The sequence below is a fragment of the Kitasatospora sp. NPDC059327 genome (genome assembly GCF_042752535.1).
GTDB lineage: Bacteria > Actinomycetota > Actinomycetes > Streptomycetales > Streptomycetaceae > Kitasatospora.
In genome coordinates this window covers 1-23451 of record NZ_JBHYYB010000034.1, presented here as the reverse complement: position 1 = coordinate 23451, position 23451 = coordinate 1, and the positions used below count along the sequence as shown (strand labels likewise).

The 23451-nt window shown below is 71.9% G+C and carries 22 protein-coding genes and 3 tRNA genes; 22 read left to right on the top strand and 3 right to left on the bottom strand.

Annotated elements, in window-relative coordinates:
• From kdpA to ACFXHB_RS21510, 5 genes are all read left to right on the top strand, one after another.
• A complete protein-coding gene (gene kdpA / locus ACFXHB_RS21530; RefSeq protein WP_380576202.1) occupies nucleotides 1–1662 on the top strand; it encodes a potassium-transporting ATPase subunit KdpA in 1662 nt (553 codons plus the stop codon).
• The gene (gene kdpB / locus ACFXHB_RS21525) at nucleotides 1662–3827 is read left to right on the top strand and encodes a potassium-transporting ATPase subunit KdpB (protein ID WP_380576201.1); all 2166 of its coding nucleotides are present in this window, start codon (nucleotides 1662–1664) and stop codon (nucleotides 3825–3827) included. Before kdpA ends, kdpB begins: the two co-directional genes overlap by 1 nt.
• A gap of 15 nt (nucleotides 3828–3842) precedes the next feature.
• Nucleotides 3843–4475 (top strand): potassium-transporting ATPase subunit KdpC, encoded by a 633-nt coding sequence (gene kdpC / locus ACFXHB_RS21520; RefSeq protein WP_380576200.1) that lies wholly within the window; start codon nucleotides 3843–3845, stop codon nucleotides 4473–4475.
• Between the two features lie 113 nt (nucleotides 4476–4588).
• On the top strand, nucleotides 4589–7123 hold the full coding sequence (locus ACFXHB_RS21515) for an ATP-binding protein (protein ID WP_380576199.1): 2535 nt from the start codon (nucleotides 4589–4591) through the stop codon (nucleotides 7121–7123).
• Entirely contained in the window at nucleotides 7120–7794 is a 675-nt protein-coding gene (locus ACFXHB_RS21510; protein WP_380576198.1) for a response regulator, read from the top strand. The genes ACFXHB_RS21515 and ACFXHB_RS21510 overlap by 4 nt, the downstream gene beginning before the upstream one ends.
• 337 nt (nucleotides 7795–8131) lie before the next feature.
• Here ACFXHB_RS21510 and ACFXHB_RS21505 read toward each other — a convergent pair whose 3' ends face one another.
• Nucleotides 8132–9403 carry a hydrolase gene (locus ACFXHB_RS21505; RefSeq protein ID WP_380576197.1) on the bottom strand — a complete coding sequence of 424 codons (1272 nt, stop codon included), beginning with the start codon at nucleotides 9401–9403 and terminating at the stop codon, nucleotides 8132–8134.
• A 253-nt stretch (nucleotides 9404–9656) separates the two neighbouring features.
• On the opposite strand from ACFXHB_RS21505, the gene ACFXHB_RS21500 reads away from it, so the two are divergent.
• The 6 genes from ACFXHB_RS21500 to ACFXHB_RS21475 all read left to right on the top strand — a co-directional run bounded on the left by ACFXHB_RS21500 (nucleotide 9657) and on the right by ACFXHB_RS21475 (nucleotide 12213).
• Nucleotides 9657–9729: transfer RNA gene (locus ACFXHB_RS21500), tRNA-Thr, on the top strand.
• A 43-nt stretch (nucleotides 9730–9772) separates the two neighbouring features.
• Nucleotides 9773–9845: transfer RNA gene (locus ACFXHB_RS21495), tRNA-Met, on the top strand.
• 83 nt (nucleotides 9846–9928) lie between these two features.
• Nucleotides 9929–10093 (top strand): 50S ribosomal protein L33, encoded by a 165-nt coding sequence (rpmG, locus tag ACFXHB_RS21490; protein WP_006604855.1) that lies wholly within the window; start codon nucleotides 9929–9931, stop codon nucleotides 10091–10093.
• Between the two features lie 115 nt (nucleotides 10094–10208).
• Nucleotides 10209–10667, top strand: coding sequence for a MaoC family dehydratase N-terminal domain-containing protein (locus ACFXHB_RS21485; RefSeq protein ID WP_380576196.1), 459 nt, complete (start codon nucleotides 10209–10211; stop codon nucleotides 10665–10667).
• A gap of 4 nt (nucleotides 10668–10671) precedes the next feature.
• Nucleotides 10672–11094, top strand: a complete 423-nt coding sequence (locus ACFXHB_RS21480) for a MaoC family dehydratase (protein WP_380576195.1) — start codon at nucleotides 10672–10674, stop codon at nucleotides 11092–11094.
• A gap of 72 nt (nucleotides 11095–11166) precedes the next feature.
• Entirely contained in the window at nucleotides 11167–12213 is a 1047-nt protein-coding gene (locus ACFXHB_RS21475) for a UDP-N-acetylmuramate dehydrogenase (RefSeq protein WP_380576255.1), read from the top strand.
• Here the strand turns inward: ACFXHB_RS21475 and ACFXHB_RS21470 are convergent.
• Nucleotides 12210–13262 carry an adenosine deaminase gene (locus ACFXHB_RS21470; protein ID WP_380576194.1) on the bottom strand — a complete coding sequence of 351 codons (1053 nt, stop codon included), beginning with the start codon at nucleotides 13260–13262 and terminating at the stop codon, nucleotides 12210–12212. The genes ACFXHB_RS21475 and ACFXHB_RS21470 overlap by 4 nt on opposite strands.
• Nucleotides 13263–13357: 95 nt before the next feature.
• Entirely contained in the window at nucleotides 13358–14605 is a 1248-nt protein-coding gene (locus ACFXHB_RS21465; protein ID WP_380576193.1) for a pyridoxal phosphate-dependent aminotransferase, read from the bottom strand.
• Between the two features lie 274 nt (nucleotides 14606–14879).
• Between ACFXHB_RS21465 and ACFXHB_RS21460 the strand changes: the two genes are divergently transcribed.
• From ACFXHB_RS21460 to rplL, 11 genes are all read left to right on the top strand, one after another.
• Nucleotides 14880–14952 (top strand) — tRNA-Trp (locus tag ACFXHB_RS21460).
• 149 nt (nucleotides 14953–15101) lie between these two features.
• On the top strand, nucleotides 15102–15449 hold the full coding sequence (gene secE / locus ACFXHB_RS21455; RefSeq protein WP_380576192.1) for a preprotein translocase subunit SecE: 348 nt from the start codon (nucleotides 15102–15104) through the stop codon (nucleotides 15447–15449).
• 211 nt (nucleotides 15450–15660) lie between these two features.
• Nucleotides 15661–16527: a transcription termination/antitermination protein NusG gene (gene nusG, locus ACFXHB_RS21450; RefSeq protein ID WP_380576191.1), complete on the top strand. Its 867-nt coding sequence runs from the start codon at nucleotides 15661–15663 to the stop codon at nucleotides 16525–16527.
• A 180-nt stretch (nucleotides 16528–16707) separates the two neighbouring features.
• On the top strand, nucleotides 16708–17142 hold the full coding sequence (gene rplK, locus ACFXHB_RS21445; protein ID WP_148644356.1) for a 50S ribosomal protein L11: 435 nt from the start codon (nucleotides 16708–16710) through the stop codon (nucleotides 17140–17142).
• 76 nt (nucleotides 17143–17218) lie between these two features.
• On the top strand, nucleotides 17219–17941 hold the full coding sequence (gene rplA / locus ACFXHB_RS21440; protein WP_380576190.1) for a 50S ribosomal protein L1: 723 nt from the start codon (nucleotides 17219–17221) through the stop codon (nucleotides 17939–17941).
• 176 nt (nucleotides 17942–18117) lie between these two features.
• On the top strand, nucleotides 18118–18939 hold the full coding sequence (locus ACFXHB_RS21435; protein WP_380576189.1) for a hypothetical protein: 822 nt from the start codon (nucleotides 18118–18120) through the stop codon (nucleotides 18937–18939).
• Between the two features lie 91 nt (nucleotides 18940–19030).
• Entirely contained in the window at nucleotides 19031–19870 is an 840-nt protein-coding gene (locus ACFXHB_RS21430; RefSeq protein WP_380576188.1) for a hypothetical protein, read from the top strand.
• A gap of 74 nt (nucleotides 19871–19944) precedes the next feature.
• A complete protein-coding gene (locus ACFXHB_RS21425; RefSeq protein WP_380576187.1) occupies nucleotides 19945–20892 on the top strand; it encodes a hypothetical protein in 948 nt (315 codons plus the stop codon).
• 120 nt (nucleotides 20893–21012) lie between these two features.
• Complete coding sequence (locus tag ACFXHB_RS21420) at nucleotides 21013–21873, top strand: hypothetical protein (RefSeq protein ID WP_380576186.1); 861 nt, start codon at nucleotides 21013–21015, stop codon at nucleotides 21871–21873.
• 383 nt (nucleotides 21874–22256) lie between these two features.
• Nucleotides 22257–22820, top strand: coding sequence for a 50S ribosomal protein L10 (gene rplJ / locus ACFXHB_RS21415; RefSeq protein ID WP_359803449.1), 564 nt, complete (start codon nucleotides 22257–22259; stop codon nucleotides 22818–22820).
• Nucleotides 22821–22910: 90 nt separating this feature from the next.
• Nucleotides 22911–23291 carry a 50S ribosomal protein L7/L12 gene (gene rplL / locus ACFXHB_RS21410; RefSeq protein WP_380576185.1) on the top strand — a complete coding sequence of 127 codons (381 nt, stop codon included), beginning with the start codon at nucleotides 22911–22913 and terminating at the stop codon, nucleotides 23289–23291.
• Nucleotides 23292–23451 lie beyond the last annotated feature (160 nt).

Here is a 23451-nt window from a genome sequence, read left to right as displayed (position 1 = left end):
ATGAGCTCCACTCTCGCGGGCTGGCTGCAGGTCATCGCCCTGGTGGGCGCCCTGGCCCTGTGCTACCGGCCGCTGGGCGACCACATCGCCCGCATCCTCACCACGTCCAAGCACCTCAGAGTCGAACGCGGCCTGTACAAGGTGATCGGGGTGGACGGTGACGCCGACCAGCGCTGGCCGGTGTACCTGCGCTCGGTGCTCGCCTTCTCGGCCGTCTCGGTGCTCTTCCTCTACGGCCTGATCCGCCTGCAGGGCTACCTGCTGCTGAACCTCGGCGTCGAGCAGATGTCGGGGCACCAGGCCTGGAACACCGCGATCTCGTTCACCGCCAACACCAACTGGCAGTCCTACAGCGGTGAGTCCGCGATGGGGCACCTGGCGCAGATGGCGGGCCTGGCGGTGCAGAACTTCGTGTCCGCCGCGGTGGGCATCGCGGTCGTGGCGGCGCTGATCCGGGGGTTCACGCGCAACCGGACGGACCGGCTGGGCAACTTCTGGGTCGACCTGACCCGGATCGTCCTGCGGCTGCTGCTGCCGATCTCGATCGTGTTCGCCCTGGTCCTGGTGGCGAACGGCGTGGTGCAGAACTTCCACGGGTTCCACGAGGTGGCGACCCTGGCGGGCGACCCGCAGGCGGTGCCGGGCGGGCCGGTGGCCTCGCAGGAGGTCATCAAGCTGCTGGGGACCAACGGCGGCGGCTTCTACAACGCCAACTCGGCGCACCCGTTCGAGAACCCCACCGGGTTCACCAACCTGCTGCAGGTCTTCCTGATCCTGCTGATCCCGTTCGCGCTGCCGCGCGCCTTCGGGAAGATGGTGGGTGACCACCGGCAGGGCTACGCGATCGTCGCGGTGATGGGCCTGTTCTGGGTGGCCTCGGTCACGCTGATCACCTTCTTCGAGTCGCAGCACTCCGGTGCGGCGATGCAGGCGGCCGGCGGGGCGATGGAGGGCAAGGAGCAGCGGTTCGGCATCGCGGCGTCCGGCCTGTTCGCGGCGTCGACGACGCTGACCTCGACGGGCGCGGTGAACTCCTTCCACGACTCGTACTCGCCGTTCGGCGGCGGGCTGACGATGTTCAACATGATGCTGGGCGAGATCGCGCCCGGCGGTACCGGTTCGGGCCTGTACGGGATGCTGGTGCTGGCGATCGTCGCGGTCTTCGTGGCGGGTCTGATGGTCGGCCGCACGCCGGAGTACCTGGGCAAGAAGCTGGGCGGGCGGGAGATGAAGTTCGCCTCCCTCTACATCCTGACCACGCCGACGATCGTGCTGATCGGCACGGGGGTGGCGATGGCGCTGCCCGGTGAGCGGGCCGGGATGCTCAACTCCGGCGCGCACGGCTTCTCCGAGGTGCTGTACGCGTTCACCTCGGGCGCGAACAACAACGGTTCGGCGTTCGCCGGCATCACGGTGAACACCGACTGGTACGACACCGCGATCGGTCTGGCGATGGTGTTCGGCCGGTTCCTGCCGATGGTCTTCGTCCTGGCGCTGGCCGGCTCGCTCGCGCGGCAGCAGCCCGTCCCCGCCACTCCGGGCACCCTGCCCACCCACAAGCCGCTGTTCGTGGGCCTGCTGTCGGGCGTCGTCCTGATCGTCGTCGGTCTCACCTACTTCCCGGCCCTCGCTCTCGGGCCGATCGCGGAAGGTCTCTCCTGATGTCGTCCACCCTTACCGACAAGCCGGCCACGCAGCCGGAGGCGCCCGCGGCGCCGCACAGAGTCTCCGGCGGGCTGCTGGACCCGAAGCTGATCGTCTCCTCGCTGCCGGACGCGGTGAAGAAGCTCGACCCCCGGGTGATGGTCAAGAACCCGGTGATGTTCGTGGTCGAGGTCGGCTCGGTGGTCACCACCGTGGCCGCGATAGCGGACCCGAGCGTCTTCGCCTGGGCGATCACGGTGTGGCTCTGGCTGACCACGATCTTCGCGAACCTGGCCGAGGCGGTGGCCGAGGGCCGCGGCAAGGCGCAGGCGGACACCCTGCGCAAGACCAAGACCGACACGATGGCGCGCCGGCTCACCGACTGGCCGAAGGGCCGGGCCGAGGAGGAGGTGCCGGGGACGGCGCTGCGGCTGGGCGACCACGTGGTGGTCGAGGCCGGGCAGATCATCCCCGGCGACGGTGACGTCGTCGAGGGCGTCGCCTCGGTGGACGAGTCGGCGATCACGGGTGAGTCCGCGCCGGTGATCCGCGAGTCGGGCGGTGACCGCAGCGCGGTGACCGGTGGCACCAAGGTGCTCTCCGACCGGATCGTGGTGAAGATCGCCTCGGAGCCCGGCAAGTCCTTCATCGACCGGATGATCGCCCTGGTCGAGGGCGCGGCCCGGCAGAAGACGCCGAACGAGATCGCGCTCAACATCCTGCTGGCCTCGCTGACGATCGTCTTCCTGGTCGCGGTCGTCACGCTCCAGCCGATGGCCACCTACGCGGGTGCGCCGCAGTCGATGATCGTGCTGGTCGCCCTGATCGTGGCGCTCATCCCGACCACCATCGGCGCGCTGCTCTCGGCGATCGGCATCGCGGGCATGGACCGGCTGGTCCAGCGCAACGTGCTGGCGATGTCCGGGCGGGCCGTCGAGGCCGCCGGCGACGTCAACACCCTGCTGCTCGACAAGACCGGCACCATCACCCTCGGCAACCGCCAGGCCGCCGAGTTCCTTTCCGCCACCGGCGTCTCCACCGAGGAGCTCGCGGACGCCGCGCAGCTCTCCTCGCTGGCCGACGAGACCCCGGAGGGCCGCTCCATCGTCGTCCTCGCCAAGACCGGGTACGGCCTGCGCGCCCGCGCCCAGGGCGAGTTGGAGCACGCCACCTGGGTGCCGTTCACCGCGCAGACCCGGATGTCCGGTGTCGACCTCGACGAATCGGAAGGTGCGGAGCGCAGCGACTCGGACAAGGGTGGCGGCGGGCGACGGGCGGGCGGCGTCCACCAGGTCCGCAAGGGTGCGGCCGCCGCCGTCACCAACTGGGTCGTCGACAACGGTGGCACGGTCACCGACGAGGTCTCCACCCTGGTGGACGGGATCTCCGCGGCCGGCGGCACGCCCCTGGTGGTGGCGACCAGGAAGGCCTCCGAGCCGGCCAAGGTCCTGGGGGTCATCCACCTCAAGGACGTGGTCAAGGAGGGCATGCGGGAGCGGTTCGACGAGCTGCGCCGGATGGGCATCAAGACCATCATGATCACGGGGGACAATCCGCTGACCGCCAAGGCGATCGCGGAGGAGGCGGGCGTGGACGACTTCCTCGCCGAGGCCACCCCCGAGGACAAGATGGCCCTGATCAAGAAGGAGCAGGCCGGCGGCAAGCTGGTCGCGATGACGGGGGACGGCACCAACGACGCCCCGGCGCTGGCCCAGGCCGACGTCGGTGTGGCGATGAACACCGGGACCATGGCGGCCAAGGAGGCCGGCAACATGGTCGACCTGGACTCCAACCCGACCAAGCTGATCGAGATCGTCGAGATCGGCAAGCAGCTCCTGATCACCCGCGGCGCGCTGACCACCTTCTCGATCGCCAACGACGTCGCGAAGTACTTCGCGATCATCCCGGCGATGTTCGCGGCGGTCTACCCGGGCCTGGACAAGCTCAACATCATGGGCCTGCACAGTCCGCAGTCCGCGATCACCTCGGCGATCGTCTTCAACGCCCTGGTCATCGTCGGCCTGATCCCGCTCGCCCTGCGCGGTGTCAAGTACCGTCCTTCCGACGCGAGTTCGCTGCTGCGTCGCAACATCGGGGTCTACGGCTTCGGTGGTCTGATCGTCCCCTTCGTCGGGATCAAGCTGATCGACCTCGTCGTCCAGTTCATCCCCGGCCTGAGCTGAGAGAGGAGAATCCGGATGTCCAAGCCCCTGCCCACCACCGTGCGCACGCACTTCACCGCCCTGCGGATGCTGCTGGTGATGACGGTGATCCTCGGCCTCGCCTACCCGCTGCTGGTCACCGGCCTCGGCCAGGCCGTGTTCAGCGACAAGGCCAACGGCTCGATCGTGAAGACGGCCGACGGCAAGGAGATCGGCTCCAGCCTGCTGGGCCAGAGCTACGACCTGCCGAAGAAGAACCCGGACGACGCGGCCGAGGCCGCCCTTCCGGACCCGAAGTGGTTCCAGCCCCGCCCCTCGGCCAACGGCTACGGCGGGACGGTCTCCGGCGCCTCGAACCTGGGGCCGAACAACGAGGACCTCACCACGACGATCGAGGACCGCCGCCAGGCCGTCGCCGCGTTCGACGGCGTCGACCCGGCGAACGTCCCGGTGGACGCGGTCACCGCCTCCGGCTCCGGCCTCGACCCGCACATCTCGGTGGCCTACGCCAAGGAGCAGGTCGACCGGGTCGCCAAGGCCCGCGACCTGCCGGTGGACACGCTGAACAAGCTGGTCGAGAAGTACACCGAGGGCCGCTCACTGGGCTTCCTCGGCCAGCCGGGCGTCAACGTCGTCCTCCTCAACACCGCAGTGGCGGAGCAGAAGTGACGGCCGACCGGCCGGCTCCGTGAGACAGGCCGACCCGGGCCGGGGTACCACCCCGTGCCCGGGTCGGCCGCCGTTCGTCCCGACCCTCGTACGAAGACGAAAGAGCAGCGCCCATGGCCCGCGACCTCACTCCCGGCATCGGCCTCCGCCGAGGCCGGCTGAGGGTGTACCTCGGTTCCGCCCCCGGTGTCGGCAAGACCTACCGGATGCTGGACGAGGCCGGGCGCAGACAGGCCCGCGGCGCGGACGTCGTGGTCGGCTACCTGGAGTGCCACGGCCGCCGCCACACCGAGTCCATGCTGGGCGCGCTGGAGGTCCTCCCCAGGGTCCGCCGCTCCTACCGGGACGCCGAGTTCGAGGAGATGGACCTCGACGCGGTGCTGCGGCGCGGGCCCGCGGTGGTCCTGGTGGACGAGCTCGCGCACACCAACGTCCCGGGCGGCCGGCACGCCAAGCGCTGGCAGGACGTCGAGGAACTGCTGGACGCCGGGATCGACGTCATCACCACCGTCAACATCCAGCACCTGGAATCGCTGAACGACGTGGTCCAGAAGATCACCGGCATCCCCCAGCGCGAGACCGTCCCGGACGAGGTGGTCCGCCGGGCCGACCAGATCGAACTCGTCGACATGGCCCCCCAGGCGCTGCGCCGCCGGATGGCCCACGGCAACGTCTACAGGGCGGAGAAGGTGGACGCCGCGCTCTCGAACTACTTCCGGGTCGGCAACCTCACGGCCCTGCGCGAGCTCGCCCTGCTCTGGGTGGCCGGGCGGGTCGACGAGGGGCTGCGCGACTACCGGGCCAGCCACAACATCGACCGCGTCTGGGAGACCCGCGAGCGGGTGGTGGTCGCCCTCACCGGCGGCCCGGAGGGCGAGACGCTGATCCGCCGCGCCGCCCGGATCTCCGACCGCACCGCGGGCGGCGACCTGCTCGCCGTGCACGTCAGCCGCAGCGACGGCCTGGCCGGCGCCTCCTCGGGCGCGCTCGCCCAGCAGCGCCGGCTGGTGGAGGCGCTGGGCGGCAGCTACCACGTGGTGGTCGGCGACGACATCCCCACCGCGCTGCTGGCCTTCGCCCGCGCCCACGACGCCACCCAGCTCGTGCTCGGCACCAGCCGGCGCGGCCGGATCACCCGGCTGCTGACCGGCCCGGGCATCGGCGAGACCACCGTGGACGCCTCCGAGGACATCGACGTCCACATGGTCACCCACGAGTTCACCGGACGCGGCCGGCTGCCCTCGCTCGGCCGCCGCCACTCCCGGCGCCGCACCGTCGCCGGGTTCGCCGCCGGGCTGGTGATGCCCTGGCTGCTCACCCTGGTGCTCTCCCAGTTCCACGAGGCGGTGAACCTGACCACCGACGCGCTGATCTTCCAACTCGGCGTGGTGGTGGTGGCGTTGCTCGGCGGCGCCACCTCGGCGTTGCTGGCCTCGCTGGTCGCCTCGGCGCTGCTGAACTACTTCTTCATCCCGCCCGTCCACACCCTGACCATCGGCGAGACCAACAACATCGTCGCCCTGGTGGTCTTCGCCGCCGTCGCCCTCACCGTCTCCACCGTGGTCGACCACGCGAGCCGGCTCACCACCCGGGCCGCCCGGGCCACCGCCGAGGCCGAGACCCTGTCCACCCTCGCCGGCAGCGTGCTGCGCGGCGCCGACGCCCTGCCCGCCCTGCTGGAGAAGTCCCGGACGGCCTTCGGCATGGACTCCGTCGCCCTGCTGGAACGCACCGGCGGCACGGTGCTGGCCCGCTGCGACGGCGGGGGCGAGCCCACCGGGCCGGTGGAGACCACCGAGATCCCGGTCGGCGCCGACGCCCTGCTGGCGCTCACCGGCCGCCGGCTGCCCGCCGCCGACCAGCGCGTCCTCACCGCCTTCGCCGCCCACGTCGCCGCCGCCCTGGAACGCGACCGGCTCGCCGTGGTCGCCGCCGAGGTCGAACCGATCAAGGCCGCCGACCGGATGCGCACCGCCCTGCTCGCGGCCGTCAGCCACGACCTGCGCACCCCGCTGGCCGCCGCCCTCGCCTCGGTCGGCTCGCTGCGCAGCCCCGACGTCGAGTTCTCCGCCGAGGACCAGGCCGAACTCCTGGCCACCGCCGACGAGTCCCTGGTCAAGCTCACCCGGCTGGTGGACAACCTGCTCGACATGAGCCGCCTGCAGGCCGGCGCCCTCACCCTCCACCTCGCCGAGACCCACCTGGACGAGATCCTGCCCCGGGCGCTCGACACCCTCCCCGACCCCTACGCACCGGTTCAGCCGCTCGACCTGGACACCGTGCCGGCGGTGCTGGTGGACCCGCCGCTGCTGGAACGCGTCCTGGCCAACGTGATCGCCAACGCGCTGCGGCACAACGCGCCCGGCGCCCCCGTCCTGGTCACCGCCAGCCACCACCGGGACCAGGTCGAGATCCGCGTCATCGACCGCGGCCCCGGCATCGCCCCCGAGGACCGCGACCGCGTCTTCCTGCCCTTCCAGCGCCTGGGCGACACCGACAACACCACCGGCGTCGGCCTCGGCCTCGCCCTCTCCCGCGGCCTCGCCGAGGCCATGGGCGGCGGCCTGGAGGTCGAGGACACCCCCGGCGGCGGCACCACCATGCTGCTCACCCTGCCCGCCGCCCACCCGGGAGAAGCGCCCGCATGAGCGAGATCCTCGTCGTCGACGACGAACCGGCGCTGCTGCGCACCCTGCGGATCAATCTGAGCGCCCGCCAGTACGCCGTCCGGACGGCCGCCAGCGGCGGCGAGGCCCTGGACCGGGCCGCCCACACCTCGCCCGACGCCGTGCTGCTCGACCTGGGGCTGCCCGACCTGGACGGCATGGACGTCATCCGGGGCCTGCGCAGCCGCAGCGCGGTGCCGATCATCGTGCTCTCCGGCCGCACCGGCGCCGCCGACAAGGTGGGCGCGCTCGACGCCGGCGCCGACGACTACCTCACCAAGCCGTTCCTGATGGAGGAACTGCTCGCCCGGCTGCGGGCCGTCCTGCGCCGGCCGCCGGGCGGGCGCGCCCCGGCCCCGCCGGTGATCGGCGCCCACACCGTCGACATCGCCGCCACCACCGTCACCGGCCCGGACGGGCCGGTCCGGCTCACCCCCACCGAGTGGCGCATCCTCGCCCTGCTGCTCGCCAACCCCGGCCGCCTGGTGCCCGGGCGGCAGATCCTGCGCGAGGTCTGGGGCCCCGCGCAGGAGGAGCGTGGCAACTACCTGCGGGTCTACCTGGCCGGGCTGCGCCGCAAGCTGGAACGCGACCCGGCCCGGCCGCGCCATCTGATCACCGAGCCCGGTATCGGCTACCGGTACGAGCCCTGACGTCCTGGAACCCGGGCTTCCCGGCTTCCCGGCTTCCCGGCCTCCCGCCGGGCCGGGGGTCGGGCCGGGGGTCGGGGCGGGGGTCGGGCCGGGCCGGCGTCAACGAGTCGTCAAGGGCGGCCCGCCGGACGACAGGAGGGCGTCAAGGCCGGCCGGACCGGGGCGTCGGTGGGCGTAGCGTCCGTGCTGAGAGAGCGGCCCCGCTCCATGTGGGGGATGCCGGGGCCGCTCCGCCGCCCCGGCGGCCGACTGGTGGGGGAGGGGCGCGCGACCAACGACGCGCGCCCCTATCACCCGATCGGCCCCGCGCCGGCCCGCGCCCGCGAGCTTGCGGCGCTCACCCCCCGCCGGTGCTCCCCGACTGCCGCGGCAGCGCCAGTGCCACCGTGTCGGCGAACTCCCGGACGGCACTGGTCCGGCTGACGATCCGCCCGCTGTGCACCACCAGCCGGCTGTGCCCGCCCGCGAGCGCCCCGGCCAGACTGTCCCCGCGCACCGCCAGCAGCTCCGCCGGGAACCCGGCGTCCACCCGGACCGGTGGCAGCCCGAGCGCCGCCCGGGCCTGGTTGGCCACCGCGTCGTAGGCCGCCTCCACGTCCAGTGCCCCGCTCGCCGCCAGCAGGTAGGCGGCCTCCAGCGGATCGGCCCGCCCCACCGGGTTGGCCGGGTCGCGCAGCGAGCCGCTGCCCGCCGAGAGCGGGACCCCGGCCTGCGCCAGCTCCCGCGCCAGCCCCGCCCGCATCCCGGTGGGCCGGCCCTCCAACCCGCTGCAGCAGCCGTTCTGCGGCAGACAGACCACCCGGACGCCACTGCTGGCCAGCGCCGCCGCACCGCCCGGGGCCAGCGCCCCGCACGGGCCCAGCACCACCCGGGGCCGCAGCGGGGCGAGCGCGCCCGCCAGCCGGGCCAGCTGGGCCGCGTCGGCCCCGGCGGTGTGCAGGTCCACCGGGCAGTCCGCCTCCCGGGCCGCCTCCAGCAGCACCTGGACGTACCCGGCCGGGTCCGGGTCCAGCTCCGGGCAGCCGCCGGCCGCGGTGGCGCCGAGCTTGAGCGCGTCGCGCAGCTGGGCCCGGCCGTCCGCGCCGGCCCGGCCGGTGAGCAGCCGCGGCATCGCGACCGCCTGCAGCTCGGCCAGACCGCGCAGTGCCTGCCGGGCGGTGAGCACCGCCTCCAGCCGGCGCAGCCCGTGCACGTCGCCGATCCGCACATGGGTGCGTTGCGCGGTGGCGCCGTACCCGAGCGAGGTGAGCGCGGCCTCGGTGACCCGGCGGGTGAGGTCGGCGGAGGTCTCCGGCGGAGGTGCCGGCAGCGCGGCGGAGAAGGCGACGTCGTAGTGGGCGTGCGCCTCGGCGGGGGCCGGCAGCAGCAGGTAGCCCTTGAGGTCGATCCGGGCGCCGGTGGTGGCCGTGGGGGCGCCGGGCAGGGCGGGCAGCGGGCCGAGGCCGCCGCTGGTGCCGACGGCCTGGATCCGGTCGCCGCTGATCCGCACGTCCACCACCCGGCCGTCGGCGAGCCGGGCGTCGGTGAGCAGCAGGACGGGGCCGTGCCCCAGCGGGTTCGCGGCCGGGCCGGATCCCGGCTGCGGCCCGTCGGAGGGTGCGCTGTCCATCGCCCGGTTCCTCCTCGCGCTGGCCCGTCCAGATCCCCGGCCCGTCCCGATCAATGAGCGACGAGCCTATGGCGCGGGGGCGCGGGGTGCGGGGAGGCGGGCAATAGTCGTATCGGGTCGGGCCGCGCCCCGTACGGGCCGCTCGAACGCCCGGCCTTCGATCGCTCGCCCGTGCACCTCGCCCACCTGCGGTCTTCGCGTCGGGATACGGATTTCACCTCTGGGCGCGGAACGTGTAATCTCTTCCTCGTTCGCCCCTATAGCTCAGTCGGTAGAGCGTCTCCATGGTAAGGAGAAGGTCTGCGGTTCGATTCCGCATGGGGGCTCTGGTGAGAAGGAGTCGGCTTCGGCTGTGCTCCGGATCACTGTGGCGGTGTAGCTCAGTTGGTAGAGCAAGCGGCTCATAATCGCTGTGTCACCGGTTCAAGTCCGGTCACCGCTACCCCGCGTAGTCGGTCGGGAGATCGCACTCCCGGTCGGCTACTCTTGTTGTGTTCTTATTCAATGTCCAAGGAAGGCACTCCCGTGGCTGCCACCGATGTCCGCCCGAAGATCACGCTGGCCTGCGTGGAGTGCAAGGAGCGGAACTACATCACCAAGAAGAACCGGCGTAACGACCCGGACCGTCTTGAGATGAAGAAGCACTGCCCCCGCTGCAACTCGCACACCGCGCACCGCGAGACCCGCTGACCCTGTCAGGTGTCCGCGGGCCTGTGTGACTACAGGTCTACGACTCCGGGCCGTACCCCTCACAGGGTGCGGCCCGGAGTCTTTTCGTCATTCACCGTGCTCTTGAGGAGCTGCCATGGCGCTCGACCCCTCCTTCATCGGGCGGACCTACCCGCCCACCGACCCGTACGAGGTCGGCCGGGAGAAGATCCGCGAGTTCGCCGTCGCCGTGGGTGACGCCAACCCGGCGTACACGGACCCGGAGGCCGCCAAGGCGTTCGGGCACCCGGACGTCATCGCCCCGCCGACCTTCCCCTTCGTCCTCACCTACCGGGCCGCCGGCCAGGTGGTCGAGGACCCGCAGCTGGGTCTGGACTACAGCCGGGTGGTGCACGGCGACCAGAAGTTCGCCTACACCCGCCCGGTGCGGGCCGGTGACCGGCTCTCGGTCGCGGTGAGCATCGACAACATCAAGTCGCTCGCGGGCAACGACGTGCTGACGGTGCGCGGCGAGGTGACGGACGAGAGCGGCGAGCACGTGGTGACGTCGGTCATGACCCTGGTGGCCCGGGCCGCCGACGAGGCGGGGGAGTAACGCGATGGCGATCAGCTACGACGAGGTCGAGGTCGGCACCGAGCTCCCGGCGCGCTCCTTCCCGGTGACCCGCGCCACCCTGGTGCAGTACGCGGGTGCCTCCGGTGACTTCAACCCGATCCACTGGAACGAGAAGTTCGCGCTGGAGGTCGGCCTGCCGGACGTCATTGCGCACGGCATGTTCACCATGGCCGAGGCGATCCGGGTGGTCACCGACTGGGTCGGCGACCCGGGCGCGGTGATCGAGTACGGCGTGCGCTTCACCCGGCCGGTGACGGTGCCCAACGACGGCGTCGGCTCCGTGATCGAGGTCACCGCCAAGGTCGCCAAGCTGCTCGACGACCGCAAGGTGCAGGTCGACCTGCTGGCGACCTTCGGCGGCCAGAAGGTGCTGGGCATGTCCCGCGCCGTCGTCCGGCTGGCCTGAGGCCGCGGGCCCGTCCCGGTGGAGGGCGGCGGGGCGGGGCGGACCGCCCCCTCCCCGTACGCTGGGGGCGTGCTGGTAGAACTCGACGCCCCCCTCGCCCCGCTGACCACCCTGCGGCTCGGCGGCCCCGCCCGCCGGCTGGTGACCGCGCAGACCGACGAGGACGTGATCGCCACCGTCCGGGAGGCCGACGCGGCCGGCGAGCCGCTGCTGGTCCTCGGCGGCGGCTCCAACCTGGTGATCGGCGACGCGGGCTTCGCCGGGACGGTGCTGCGGATCGCCACCACCGGCTTCGCGCTTGACGGCACCACCCTGGAGCTCGCCGCCGGCGAGGTCTGGGCCGACGCGGTGACCCGCACCGTGCTGGAGCACGGCCTGGCCGGGATCGAGTTCCTGGCCGGCATCCCCGGCTCGGCCGGCGCGACGCCGGTGCAGAACGTCGGCGCGTACGGCCAGGAGGTCGCGCAGTCGATCACCGAGGTGGTCGCCTACGACCGCCGGGCCGACGAGGTGGTCACCCTCTCCAACGCCGAGTGCGGCTTCTCCTACCGGCACAGCCGCTTCAAGGCCGACCCGGACCGCTACGTCGTCCTGCGGGTCCGTTTCGGGCTGCGGGACGAGGGAGGGCTCTCCACCCCGGTCGCCTACGCCGAGACGGCCCGCCACCTGGGCGTCGAGCAGGGCGAGCGGGTCGACGTCCGCGGCGCCCGCAGCGCCGTGCTGATGCTGCGCGCGGGCAAGGGCATGGTGCTCGACCCGGCCGACCACGACACCTGGTCGGCGGGCTCCTTCTTCACCAACCCGGTGCTGACCGCCGAGCAGTACGCCGTGTTCCTGGCGCTGGCCGCCGAGCGCGAGCTCACCGCCCCCGCCTACCCGGCGCCGGACGGCCGGACCAAGACCTCGGCGGCCTGGCTGATCGACCGGGCCGGCTTCGGCAAGGGGTACGGCAGCGGTCCGGCCACCCTCTCCACCAAGCACACCCTGGCCCTGACCAACCGCGGCGCGGCCACCGCCGAGGACCTGCTGGCGCTGGCCCGCGAGATCCGGGACGGTGTCCGGGCGGCGTTCGGCGTGGAGCTGGTCAACGAGCCGGTGATGGTGGGCGTCGCGCTCTAGGCGGTCACCGGGCCCGGGCCGCCGTCCCCGAGCCAGCCGTCGATGTCCGCCAGCAGCTCCTTGCGCACGCTCTCCGGCGCGCGTGAGCCGCGCACCGACTGCCGGGCCAGCTCGGCGAGTTCGGCGTCGGAGAAGCCGAGCACGTCGCGGGCCAGGTCGTACTGGGCGGCCAGCCGGGTGCCGAACAGCAGCGGGTCGTCGGCGCCCAGCGCCAGCGGGACGCCCGCGTCGAACAGCCGGCGCAGCGGGACGTCCTCGGCCCGCTCGTAGACGCCCAGCGAGACGTTGGACGACGGGCAGACCTCGCAGGTGATCTGGCGGTCGGCCAGCCGCTGCATCAACCGGGGGTCCTCGGCGGCGCGGACGCCGTGGCCGATCCGGCCCGCGCCCAGGTCGTCCAGGCAGTCCCGGACCGACTCCGGCCCGGCCAGCTCGCCGCCGTGCGGGGCGGCCAGCAGTCCGCCCTTGCGGGCGATGTCGAAGGCCCGGTCGAAGTCCCGGGCGAGGCCGCGCCGTTCGTCGTTGGAGAGGCCGAAGCCGACCACCCCCCGGTCGGCGTAGCGGACGGCGAGCCGGGCCAGTGTCCGGGCGTCCATCGGGGACTTCATCCGGTTGGCCGCGACCAGCACCCGGATCCCCACCCCGGTGGCCTCGGCGGCGTGCTCCACCGCGTCCAGGATCAGTTCCAGGGCGGGGATCAGCCCGCCGAGCCGGGGCGCGTACGAGGTCGGGTCGACCTGGATCTCCAGCCAGCGCGAGCCGTCCCGCCGTTCGTCCTCGGCGGTCTCCAGCACCAGCCGGCGGATGTCGGACTCGTCGCGCAGCACCGAGCGGGCGGTGTCGTAGAGGCGCTGGAAGCGGAACCAGCCGCGTTCGTCGGTCGCCCGCAGTCTGGGCGGCTCGGCGGAGCTCAGCGCCTCCGGCAGCCGGACGCCGTGCTTGTCGGCCAGCTCCAGCAGCGTGGCCGGGCGCATCGAGCCGGTGAAGTGCAGGTGGAGGTGGGCCTTGGGGAGGTCTCTGACGTCTCGCGGGTTCGGCAGGCGTTCCATTCGCCGATACTGCCGCATCGGGCCCCGATACGGGAACCGCCCCCTTCACGTCCCCCGAAGGGGTGAAAAGGGGGCGGTCACGGTGAGGCGGGCCGTCAGGCGGCCGCCTCGCCGAGCAGCTTCTGGATCCGGCCGACGCCCTCGACCAGGTCGGCGTCGCCCAGCGCGTAGGACAGCCGCAGGTAGCCCGGGGTGCCGAAGGCCTCGCCGGGAACGACCGCGACCTCGACCTCGTCCAGGATCAGCGTGGCCAGCTCGGCGGAGCTCTGCGGGCGCTTGCCGCGGATCTCCTTGCCCAGCAGGCCCTTGACCGACGGGTAGACGTAGAACGCGCCCTCGGGCTCGGGGCAGACGACGCCCTCGATCTCGTTCAGCATCTTCACGATGGTCCGGCGGCGCCGGTCGAAGGCGGTGCGCATCTCGTGCACGGCGGAGAGGTCACCGCTGACGGCGGCGAGCGCGGCGCGCTGCGCGACGTTGGAGACGTTCGAGGTGGCGTGCGACTGCAGGTTGGTCGCGGCCTTGACGACGTCCTTGGGGGCGATCAGCCAGCCCACCCGCCAGCCGGTCATGGCGTAGGTCTTGGCCACGCCGTTGACCACGATGGTCTTGTCCGCGAGCGCGGGCAGCAGGGCCGGCAGCGAGGTGAACGTCGCGTCGCCGTAGACCAGGTGCTCGTAGATCTCGTCGGTCAGCACCCAGAGGCCGTGCTCCAGCGCCCACTCGCCGATGGCCCGGGCCTCGGCCTCGGTGTACACCGCGCCGGTCGGGTTGGACGGCGAGACGAACAGCACCACCTTGGTGTTCTCGGTGCGGGCGGCCTCCAGCTGCTCGACCGAGACCTTGTAGCCGGTGGTCTCGTCGGCCACGACCTCCACCGGGACACCGCCGGCCAGCAGCACCGACTCCGGGTACGTGGTCCAGTACGGGGCCGGGACGATGACCTCGTCGCCCGGGTCGAGGATCGCGGCGAAGGCCTCGTAGATCGCCTGCTTGCCGCCGTTGGTCACCAGCACCTGGGAGGCGTCCACCTGGTAGCCGGAGTCGCGCAGCGTCTTGGCGGCGATCGCGGCCTTCAGCTCCGGCAGACCGCCGGCCGGGGTGTAGCGGTGGTTCTTCGGGTCGCGGCAGGCCTCGACGGCCGCCTCGACGATGTAGTCCGGGGTGGGGAAGTCCGGCTCGCCGGCGCCGAAGCCGATGACCGGCCGGCCGGCCGCCTTGAGGGCCTTGGCCTTGGCGTCCACGGCGAGGGTCGCGGACTCGGCGATGGCGCCGATCCGGGCGGAGACGCGGCGGTCGGCGGGGCGGACGGAACTGTCGGGCTGCGGGGTGGAAGCGCTCATGCCTGCATGGTCGCAGAACCGGGACGGACCGGGCATGGGGGTTTCACCATATGTACGGGCTCGTCCACATGGCGGCCCGGAGCGGTGCCGGTCCGTGGCCGGTCCGTGGTCGGTCCGTGGTCGGTCGTGAAAGAAGAGGTTCGACCAAACGCCCCTCGACCACGTACACTCACTCCTCGACGGCCACCGAGAAGCCACAGCTTCCACCGCCTGTGCATACAGCGGCGGGAGATGCGGTAGGTTGGTGGTCGCTACAGGGGCCGAAAGGCACCGTAGGGCAATAGCTCAATTGGTAGAGCACCGGTCTCCAAAACCGGCGGTTGGGGGTTCAAGTCCCTCTTGCCCTGCTGCTTGATCCGTATTCAGCCCGTTCGCTCCACAGAGCGAGCGGGCTTGATGCGGAGAGGGCACCGAACAGCACCCTTTTAGCCGGCCGCTCGTGCCCTGTCGGGTACGTAGGTGATGCTCGGCAGGACCCGGATTCAGGTGAGGACGAGTGACGGAGACCACGGGCTCCACCGCAACGCCTGAGAGCGGCAACCCCGAGGGTGCCGACGGCGCCGACGAGGCCACGCCCGCCGAGGGTGGGGACAAGGGATCGCGCCGCGACCGCAAGGGCCGCGCCGACAAGAAGTCCGGCAAGCGCGCCAAGAAGGGCGTCTTCGCCCGGCTCGCGCTGTTCTACCGCCAGATCATCGCGGAGCTGCGCAAGGTCGTCTGGCCCTCCCGCAACGAGCTGGTCAACTACACCACCGTGGTGGTCGTGTTCGTCGTGGTCGTGATGGCGTTCGTCGCCGGCCTCGACTACGGATTCTCGAAGCTCAGCCTCTGGGTCTTCGGCTGACCGAGCGGTCCACCTTCGAAACAGCTTCCCGACCCGGGCCGATTCTTCGGTCCGGGTCGAGCTGTCGGCGCCGGACGTACGAGGCCGCTACCGTTGACTCGGTACTGTTGAAGTCTCCGAGTCATCTCCTGGCGCCCGCGTGAAGCGGAGCGGCGCCGGAGCGGTCCCGGAGCGCGCCACCTTCACCATCTCCAGGAAAGAAGCAGCCACCGTGTCTGACTCCCCCCTGTACGACGCCGACGAGACCGTCCGCGAGGCGGATGTCGCCGCCGAGCTGGACGCGGCCGAGCTGGCTGACGAAGCCGAGGCCGCCGAGCAGATCGTGGACGCCGCGGACGGCGACGAGGACGAGGTCGCGGCGGACGACGAGGCCGAGGCCGGCGAGCCCGCCGAGGAGGCCGCGCTGCACGTGGAGTCCGACGAGGAGCTCGACGCCGAGGCCGCCGAGGACGAGGCCGCGGACGACGCCGAGGTCGACCCGGTCGCCAAGTTCCGCGAGGACCTGCGGTTCATGCCCGGCGAGTGGTACGTGATCCACACCTACGCCGGCTACGAGAACCGGGTGAAGCAGAACCTGGAGCAGCGCGCGGTCTCCCTCAACGTCGAGGAGTACATCTTCCAGGCCGAGGTGCCGCAGGAGGAGGTCGTCCAGATCAAGAACGGCGACCGCAAGACCATCCGCCAGAACAAGCTCCCCGGCTACGTCCTGGTGCGCATGGACCTCACCCCGGAGTCCTGGGGCGTCGTGCGCAACACCCCCGGTGTCACCGGCTTCGTCGGCAACGCCTACGACCCGTACCCGCTGACCCTGGACGAGGTCGTCAAGATGCTCGCCCCGGACGTCGAGCGCCAGGCGGCCAAGGAGGCCGGCAAGCCCTCCCCGGTCAAGCCGAGCGAGATCCAGGTCCTGGACTTCGAGGTCGGCGACTCGGTCACCGTCACCGACGGCCCGTTCGCCACCCTGCAGGCGACCATCAACGAGATCAACCCGGACTCGAAGAAGGTCAAGGGCCTGGTCGAGATCTTCGGCCGCGAGACCCCGGTCGAGCTGTCCTTCGACCAGATCCAGAAGAACTAGTACGGCCGGAAGAACGCGTACGAGTCTTCGACTTCGGGGTGGGGCCGCGGCCCCACCCCGAAGTCGTTTTGGTCCAGCGGCGCATCCGCGTTAGCCTGGTCCGATGTGTGTGTTGACGGTCGGGTGTCGCCCCGGCCCGGCACACACCAGCAATCACCTCTCGGAAGGACCCGGAGAGAAATGCCTCCCAAGAAGAAGAAGGTCACGGGGCTTATCAAGCTCCAGATCAACGCCGGTGCGGCCAACCCGGCGCCGCCGGTCGGCCCCGCGCTGGGCCAGCACGGCGTCAACATCATGGAGTTCTGCAAGGCCTACAACGCCGCGACCGAGTCGCAGCGCGGCATGATCGTGCCGGTGGAGATCACGGTCTACGACGACCGTTCCTTCACCTTCATCACGAAGACGCCGCCGGCCGCGCGCCTCATCCTGAAGGCCGCGGGCGTGGACAAGGGCTCGGCCGAGCCGCACAAGACCAAGGTCGCCAAGCTCACGGCCGCCCAGGTCCGCGAGATCGCCACGGTCAAGCTCCCCGACCTGAACGCCAACGACCTGGACGCCGCGTCGAAGATCATCGCCGGCACCGCCCGGTCGATGGGCATCACGGTCGAGGGCTGATCACCCTTCTCGTCCATGTGGTAGGGCCTGCGCGGCCCGTCCATACCACGACTCCATTCCCCATTCAGGAGCAGCAGTGAAGCGCAGCAAGGCTCTGAAGGCCGCGGACGCACAGGTCGACCGCGAGCGCCTTTACGCCCCCCTCGAGGCCATCCGCCTCGCCAAGGCGACCAGCACCAGCAAGTTCGACGGCACCGTCGAGGTCGCCATGCGTCTGGGCGTCGACCCGCGCAAGGCCGACCAGATGGTCCGCAGCACCGTGATCCTCCCGCACGGCACCGGTAAGACCGCTCGGGTCCTGGTCTTCGCGACCGGCGAGCGTGCCGAGGCCGCGCGTGCTGCGGGCGCCGACATCGTCGGCTCCGACGAGCTCATCGACGAGGTCGCCAAGGGCCGCCTCGACTTCGACGCCGTCGTCGCCACCCCGGACCTCATGGGCAAGGTCGGCCGCCTGGGCCGCGTGCTCGGTCCCCGTGGCCTGATGCCGAACCCGAAGACCGGCACCGTGACCCCGGACGTGGCCAAGGCCGTGAACGAGATCAAGGGCGGCAAGATCGAGTTCCGCGTCGACAAGCACTCGAACCTGCACTTCATCATCGGTAAGGCCTCCTTCACCGACGAGCAGCTGGTCGAGAACTACGCCGCCGCGCTGGACGAGGTGCTCCGCGCCAAGCCGTCCGCGGCCAAGGGTCGTTACATCAAGAAGACCGCGGTCAGCACCACGATCGGCCCCGGCATCCAGGTGGACCCGAACCGCACCCGCAACCTCCTGGTCGAGGAGGACCCGGCCGCCCTCTGAGCCCTGAGCTCCGACCGGTAGCCGCGTCCTGGGCGCAGCAGTAGTCCGTACGACGGGCCCGTACCCCCCTCACCGGGGGTGCGGGCCCGTCGTCGTGTCCGGATCGAGATCCCGGCGGTGGGGAACTCCCGGGCGGGTCGTCGTACGCTCGGCCGGTCCGATCATCCGATCGAGGCGTGACCGCAGCCGACCCGCCGGAGTGTGCCGTGCCGCCCGCCCTTCGCCCCGCCGCCTGGGGGGCGGCCCTCCTGGTGCTCGCCAGCGGCCTCACCGCGTGCAGCCTGCTGGCCGTCTCGGGGGACCGCACCCCGCAGGGCACGCCGGCGACCGTGCGGGCGCCCAAGCAGGTGCTGCTCTCGGCCGTGCAGGCGCTGGACGACACCGGCGGCGCGCGGGTCGAGGTGGTCGAGGAGGGCCCGGCCGGCCGGCGCACCGCCACCGGCACGGTGTTCTGGGGTGCCCGCGAGGCGGCCGAGCTGACCGTCACCGACGAGCGGGGGACCGGTCGCCTGCACAGCCAGGACGGCACGGTCGACCTCGGGTACGAGGGCGCTCCGCCGCTCCGGGCCGGGCGGGCCGAGGTCGAGTCGCTCGACCCGCGCGCCGCGCCGGGCGCCGGCGGCTACGCGGGCGGCTGGATGAGCAGGCTGGTCTCCAACCCGGCCGACTCGGCGCACAGCATGGCGCTGGCCGGCCGGCTCGGCTCGCTCGGCGGGGAACAGCTGGCCGGCACCACGGTGGCGCACTACCGGGGCAGTGCGCCGGTGGCCGAGTTCTTCGGCGCCGACCAGGGCCTCACCCCCGAGCGGCTCGCGGTGGTGCTCGGGTACTACCGAGACCGCGGGGTCACCGCGATCGGCTACGACTTCTGGGTCGCTCCCGGCGACCGGCTGCTCCGGCTGCGGGCCACCGCCGAGGGCAGTGCCGGAACCGTGGTCACCACGACCGACGTCTCCGACCCCGGGACGAGCACCGAGAGCCCGGCTCCGGCCGGGTGACCGGGGCCGCCGATATGCGGTGGGGGAGGGCCCGGCGATCCATTAGAGTCCGCTGGGTATTTCCTGATGATCGGTCAATGGGGGGCTCTTCATGCGCGTTCCGCGCCTTGTATCCGCCGGTGTCGCGGCGGCCGTGCTGGCCGCCGGGCTGACGGCCTGCGGCAGTGGAGGTCACGGCGGGGGCGGGACGGCGGACGTCAAGGCCGCCGGGGACGCGATCGCCGGAAAGGCGGCGGACCCGGACCCCCGGGCGGCGCTGGCCGCGTCGGCCGCGGTGATGCAGCGGGCCGGCAACGGCTCCCTCACCCTGACCACCGGCGGCGACACCCTGACCGGCGCCGGCGAGTGGCGGCAGCGGACCGTCGTCGACCTGGCCGGCGCGACGAAGTCGAGCACCAAGGCGCGGGTGCTGGGCGACGAGGTCTACCTCGGCGGCGGCACCGAGACGACCGCCGCCCTGGGCGGGCGGCACTGGGCCAGGATCGGCCCGAAGGACCCGATCGTCGGCTCGATGTCCGTGATCTTCCTGACCATGGCGCAGCTGACCAACCCGGTCCTCCAGCTGGGGGCGGCCGCCCAGAGCGGCAAGGTCACCAGGATCGGTACGGAGACGGTGGCCGGGGCCCGGGCCACCCACTACCGCGCCGTCGAGGACGCCGCGAAGCTGGCCGACGGCATGACCGCGCTCGGCGCCGACCAGCGCGCGGCCGTCCGGCAGACCCTCGACTCCGGCGGCTCCACGCTGACCGTGGACTTCTGGATCAACGAGGGCCGGCAGCTCGTCCAGCTCAAGGAGTACGGCGACAAGGCGGGCGAGGCATCGGCCGTCACCGTCGCCTACACGGGCCTGGGCGCGGCGCCGACGATCGAGGCACCGGCCGCGAGCGACGTCGGCACGGGCACCGACTTCGCCGGGCTGTTCCACAGCTGAGCCCACCGGGCTCCGCGCAGACCGGCTCATCACCCCGGGGCACCGCGTGCCCCGGTCTTCTTCGAGGGGGAACCATGGCTGTAAACCGCAGGACCGCCGTCGCCGTCGTCGTGGCCGCGCTGGCACTGACCGCGACGGCCTGCAACAACGACGAGAAGTCCACCGGCGCCGCGTCCGCCGCGCCGACCACGGCCGCGGCCGCGCAGCCGACCTCCGCCGCGCCCAGCGCCACGCCGGAGCCGACCAAGGAGGCGCCGGCCAAGCTGACCCCGGCCGCCTACCTCAAGCTGGTCACCGAGAAGACCGGCTCGGTGAAGTCCGCCAAGATCACCGAGGAGATCCTGACCGGGGGCGCGACGATCACCGCGACCGGGACCATCGGCTGGTCCGACGGCCTCCAGGGTGATCTCTCGATGGACATGTCGCAGCTGCCGGTCGGGCAGCAGATGGCCAAGCTGACCGGCAGCAAGACCGTGCCGATCCGCTACCTCAAGGACGGCATGTACCTGCGGCTCGGCGGCGAGGTGGTCGAGGCCGTGGGCGGCCGCCACTGGCTGCACTACAGCTACGCCGACATGGCCGCGATGAACGGCGCCACCGCCGACCAGCTGAAGCAGGCCGACCCGGTCGAGGGCGTGCGGTCCCTGATCGCCTCCGGCAAGGTCGCCGAGGCCGGTCAGGAGACCGTGAACGGCAAGCCGGCGACGCACTACACCGGGCAGCTCACCGTCGACGAGATGACCGCGGCGGCCGGCAGCGGGGTGACCGACGAGCAGGTCCAGGCGATGAAGAAGAAGCTGAAGACCGCCGGGATCAGCAGCGAGCAGATCGACGTCTGGGTCGACGCGGACAACCTGGTGGTCAAGCGGACCGAGCAGGCCGACACCAAGGCCGGCCCGTTCAAGGTCACCGTCGGCTATTCGGACTACGGGACCGCGGTGTCCGCCACCGCGCCCGACCAGGCCGACGTGGTGGAGTTCGCCGAGATCGCCAAGCAGGCCAAGGGGGGCGCCGCCGGCTGACCGGGGTGCTGGTGGCAAGGTGGCCGGTACGGCGCGGCCGAGGACCCGGCGGCCGATGACAGGGCGGTCACCGTCGCGGCGGGACCGCCGCGACGGTGACCGGACGGAAGGGAAGGGGGCATGGCGGTGCGGCAGCGACTGGCGGCCATCACGGCCGCGGTGCTCCTGGCGAGCGGTCTCACGGCCTGCGGCAGTGACGGGGGCGCGCCGCCGGCGGCGTCCGGCAGCCCGACGCCGACCGCTCTCTCCTCCACCAGGCCGGCCAAGCCCACCGACCGGTCGCCGCACGGCGTCCTGCTCTCCGCCCAGCTCGCCATGCAGACCGCCCGCCGGGCCAAGGTCAGCTATCGGCTGGGGGCGGACGCCGGCTCCGGCCCGCTGTTCTGGCAGCCGAAGACCGCGCTCCAGGTCAAACGTTCCACCCCGACCGAGGCCGAGCAGCTGATCGTCGTGGACACCGTGGCCTACCAGGGTGGTGACGCGGCCACCGCGGCCCGGCAGGGCGGCCGGCACTGGGAGCGGTTCTCCGTGCCGCCGGGCGCGGACGGCCACCGGGAGATCCCGTACGCCGGGCTGATCGACCTGCTCAACCCGGTCGAGGCGCTGGCCGCCGCGACCGCCGACGGGGTCGAGGCGCAGTACCTCGGCGAGGAGAAGTTCGAGGACTCGGCGGTCGAGCACTACCGGGTCACCACCGACGCCGAGCGGTACGCGGCCGCCCAGACCCAGCTCGGCCAGACCCGCCGGGACGGCCTGCGCGCCGCGCTGGCCCCCGGCGGGTCGGTCTCGCTGACCCTCGACCTGTGGCTCAACGACAAGGACCAGCTGGTCAGGCTGCAGCGGACCGGCACCGGGGCGAGCGGCCGGACGGACGACGCGGTGCTCTACAGCGACTTCGCCGGGACCCTCTCGGTGCAGGCCCCGGCCGAGGCGGACACCGTCGACGCGGGCACCCGCGACGTCTCCCCACTGGCGCGCTGAGGCCCGCCCCGCCGGGCTTCCGGGTGCCCGCCGGCCCGGCCCGCCGAGGCCGGGCGTGGGCGATTTGCCCCGGACGGCGGAGTCCGGCTAGTGTTACCGAAGCCAAAGACCGCTGGTTGTCGCCGTGCGCTCGCAAGGGACGCGGAGGCCGAAGGATCTGCGATTCGTCGCAGGCAGCCCGCGCAGGATTGTTTGGAGCTTGGACTTCCGGGTCCCGTGTTCGCACGTGGATCTGTCGAGGTCGAACTGAGCCCCGTGCGCCTGCGCACCGGGGCTCATCTGCTTTCCCGCAGGAGCTTTCCTTCCGTCCGGTGGTCCGAGGCTCGAATGGTCGACTTTCGCGGTCGGCCTGACTTCGACATCACGGAAGGAGGCGTAAGCCTATGGCTAGGCCCGACAAGGCTGCCGCCGTCGCCGAGATCACGGAGCAGTTCCGTGCCTCGAACGCGGCCGTGCTGACCGAGTACCGCGGTCTGACGGTGAAGCAGGTTAAGACCCTGCGTCGCTCGCTGGGTGACAACGCCCAGTACGCCGTGGTGAAGAACACGCTGACCAAGATTGCGGCCAACGAGGCCGGGATCACGGAGCTCGACGACCTGTTCGCCGGTCCGACGGCTGTCGCCTTCGTCACCGGTGACCCGGTGGAGTCGGCGAAGGCTCTGCGTGACTTCGCCAAGGAGAACCCCGCTCTCATCATCAAGGGCGGTGTCCTTGACGGTAAGGCGCTGACCGCCGATGAGATCAAGAAGCTCGCGGACCTTGAGTCCCGCGAGGTGCTGCTCGCCAAGCTGGCCGGCGCGCTGAAGGGCAAGCAGTCGCAGGCTGCCGCGCTCTTCCAGGCCCTGCCGTCGAAGCTCGTCCGCACTGTGGACGCGCTGCGCGACAAGGTCGAGCAGGGCGGTGCCGGTACGCCGGCTCCCGCCGCCGAGGACGAGGCCGCGGAGTAATTCCGCAGGCTCACGCCTCGCTGCGGGCCCGTACGCCCGCCAACCCGTACATACGGCACCACCTGCCGAATTAGTGGAAGGACGCCAATCATGGCGAAGCTGACCCAGGACGAGCTGCTCGCGCAGTTCGAGGAGCTCACCCTCATCGAGCTCGCCGCCTTCGTGAAGGCGTTCGAGGAGAAGTTCGACGTCACCGCTGCCGCTCCGGTCGCCGTTGCCGCCGCCGGTGGCCCCGCCGCCGTTGAGGCCGTCGAGGAGCAGGACGAGTTCGACGTCATCCTCGATGGCGCGGGCGACAAGAAGATCCAGGTCATCAAGGAGGTGCGCACCCTGACCTCCCTCGGCCTGAAGGAGGCCAAGGACCTCGTTGACACCGCTGGTGCCAAGGTCCTGGAGAAGGTTGCCAAGGACGTTGCCGAGAAGGCCAAGGCTGCCCTTGAGGCCGCTGGCGCCAAGGTCACCGTCAAGTGACTCCTCCCCGGCCCTGACGGCCGGGAGGCAGCCGCGCGCCCTCACTGAGGGGGGGGCGCCCCCCCCGCCCGGCCCCGAAACCCCCACCGCGGGGGGGTGTAAACAAAAAAGAACCCCCCACAACCAAAACACAACAGGGAGTGGGGGTAAGGGGTTTAAG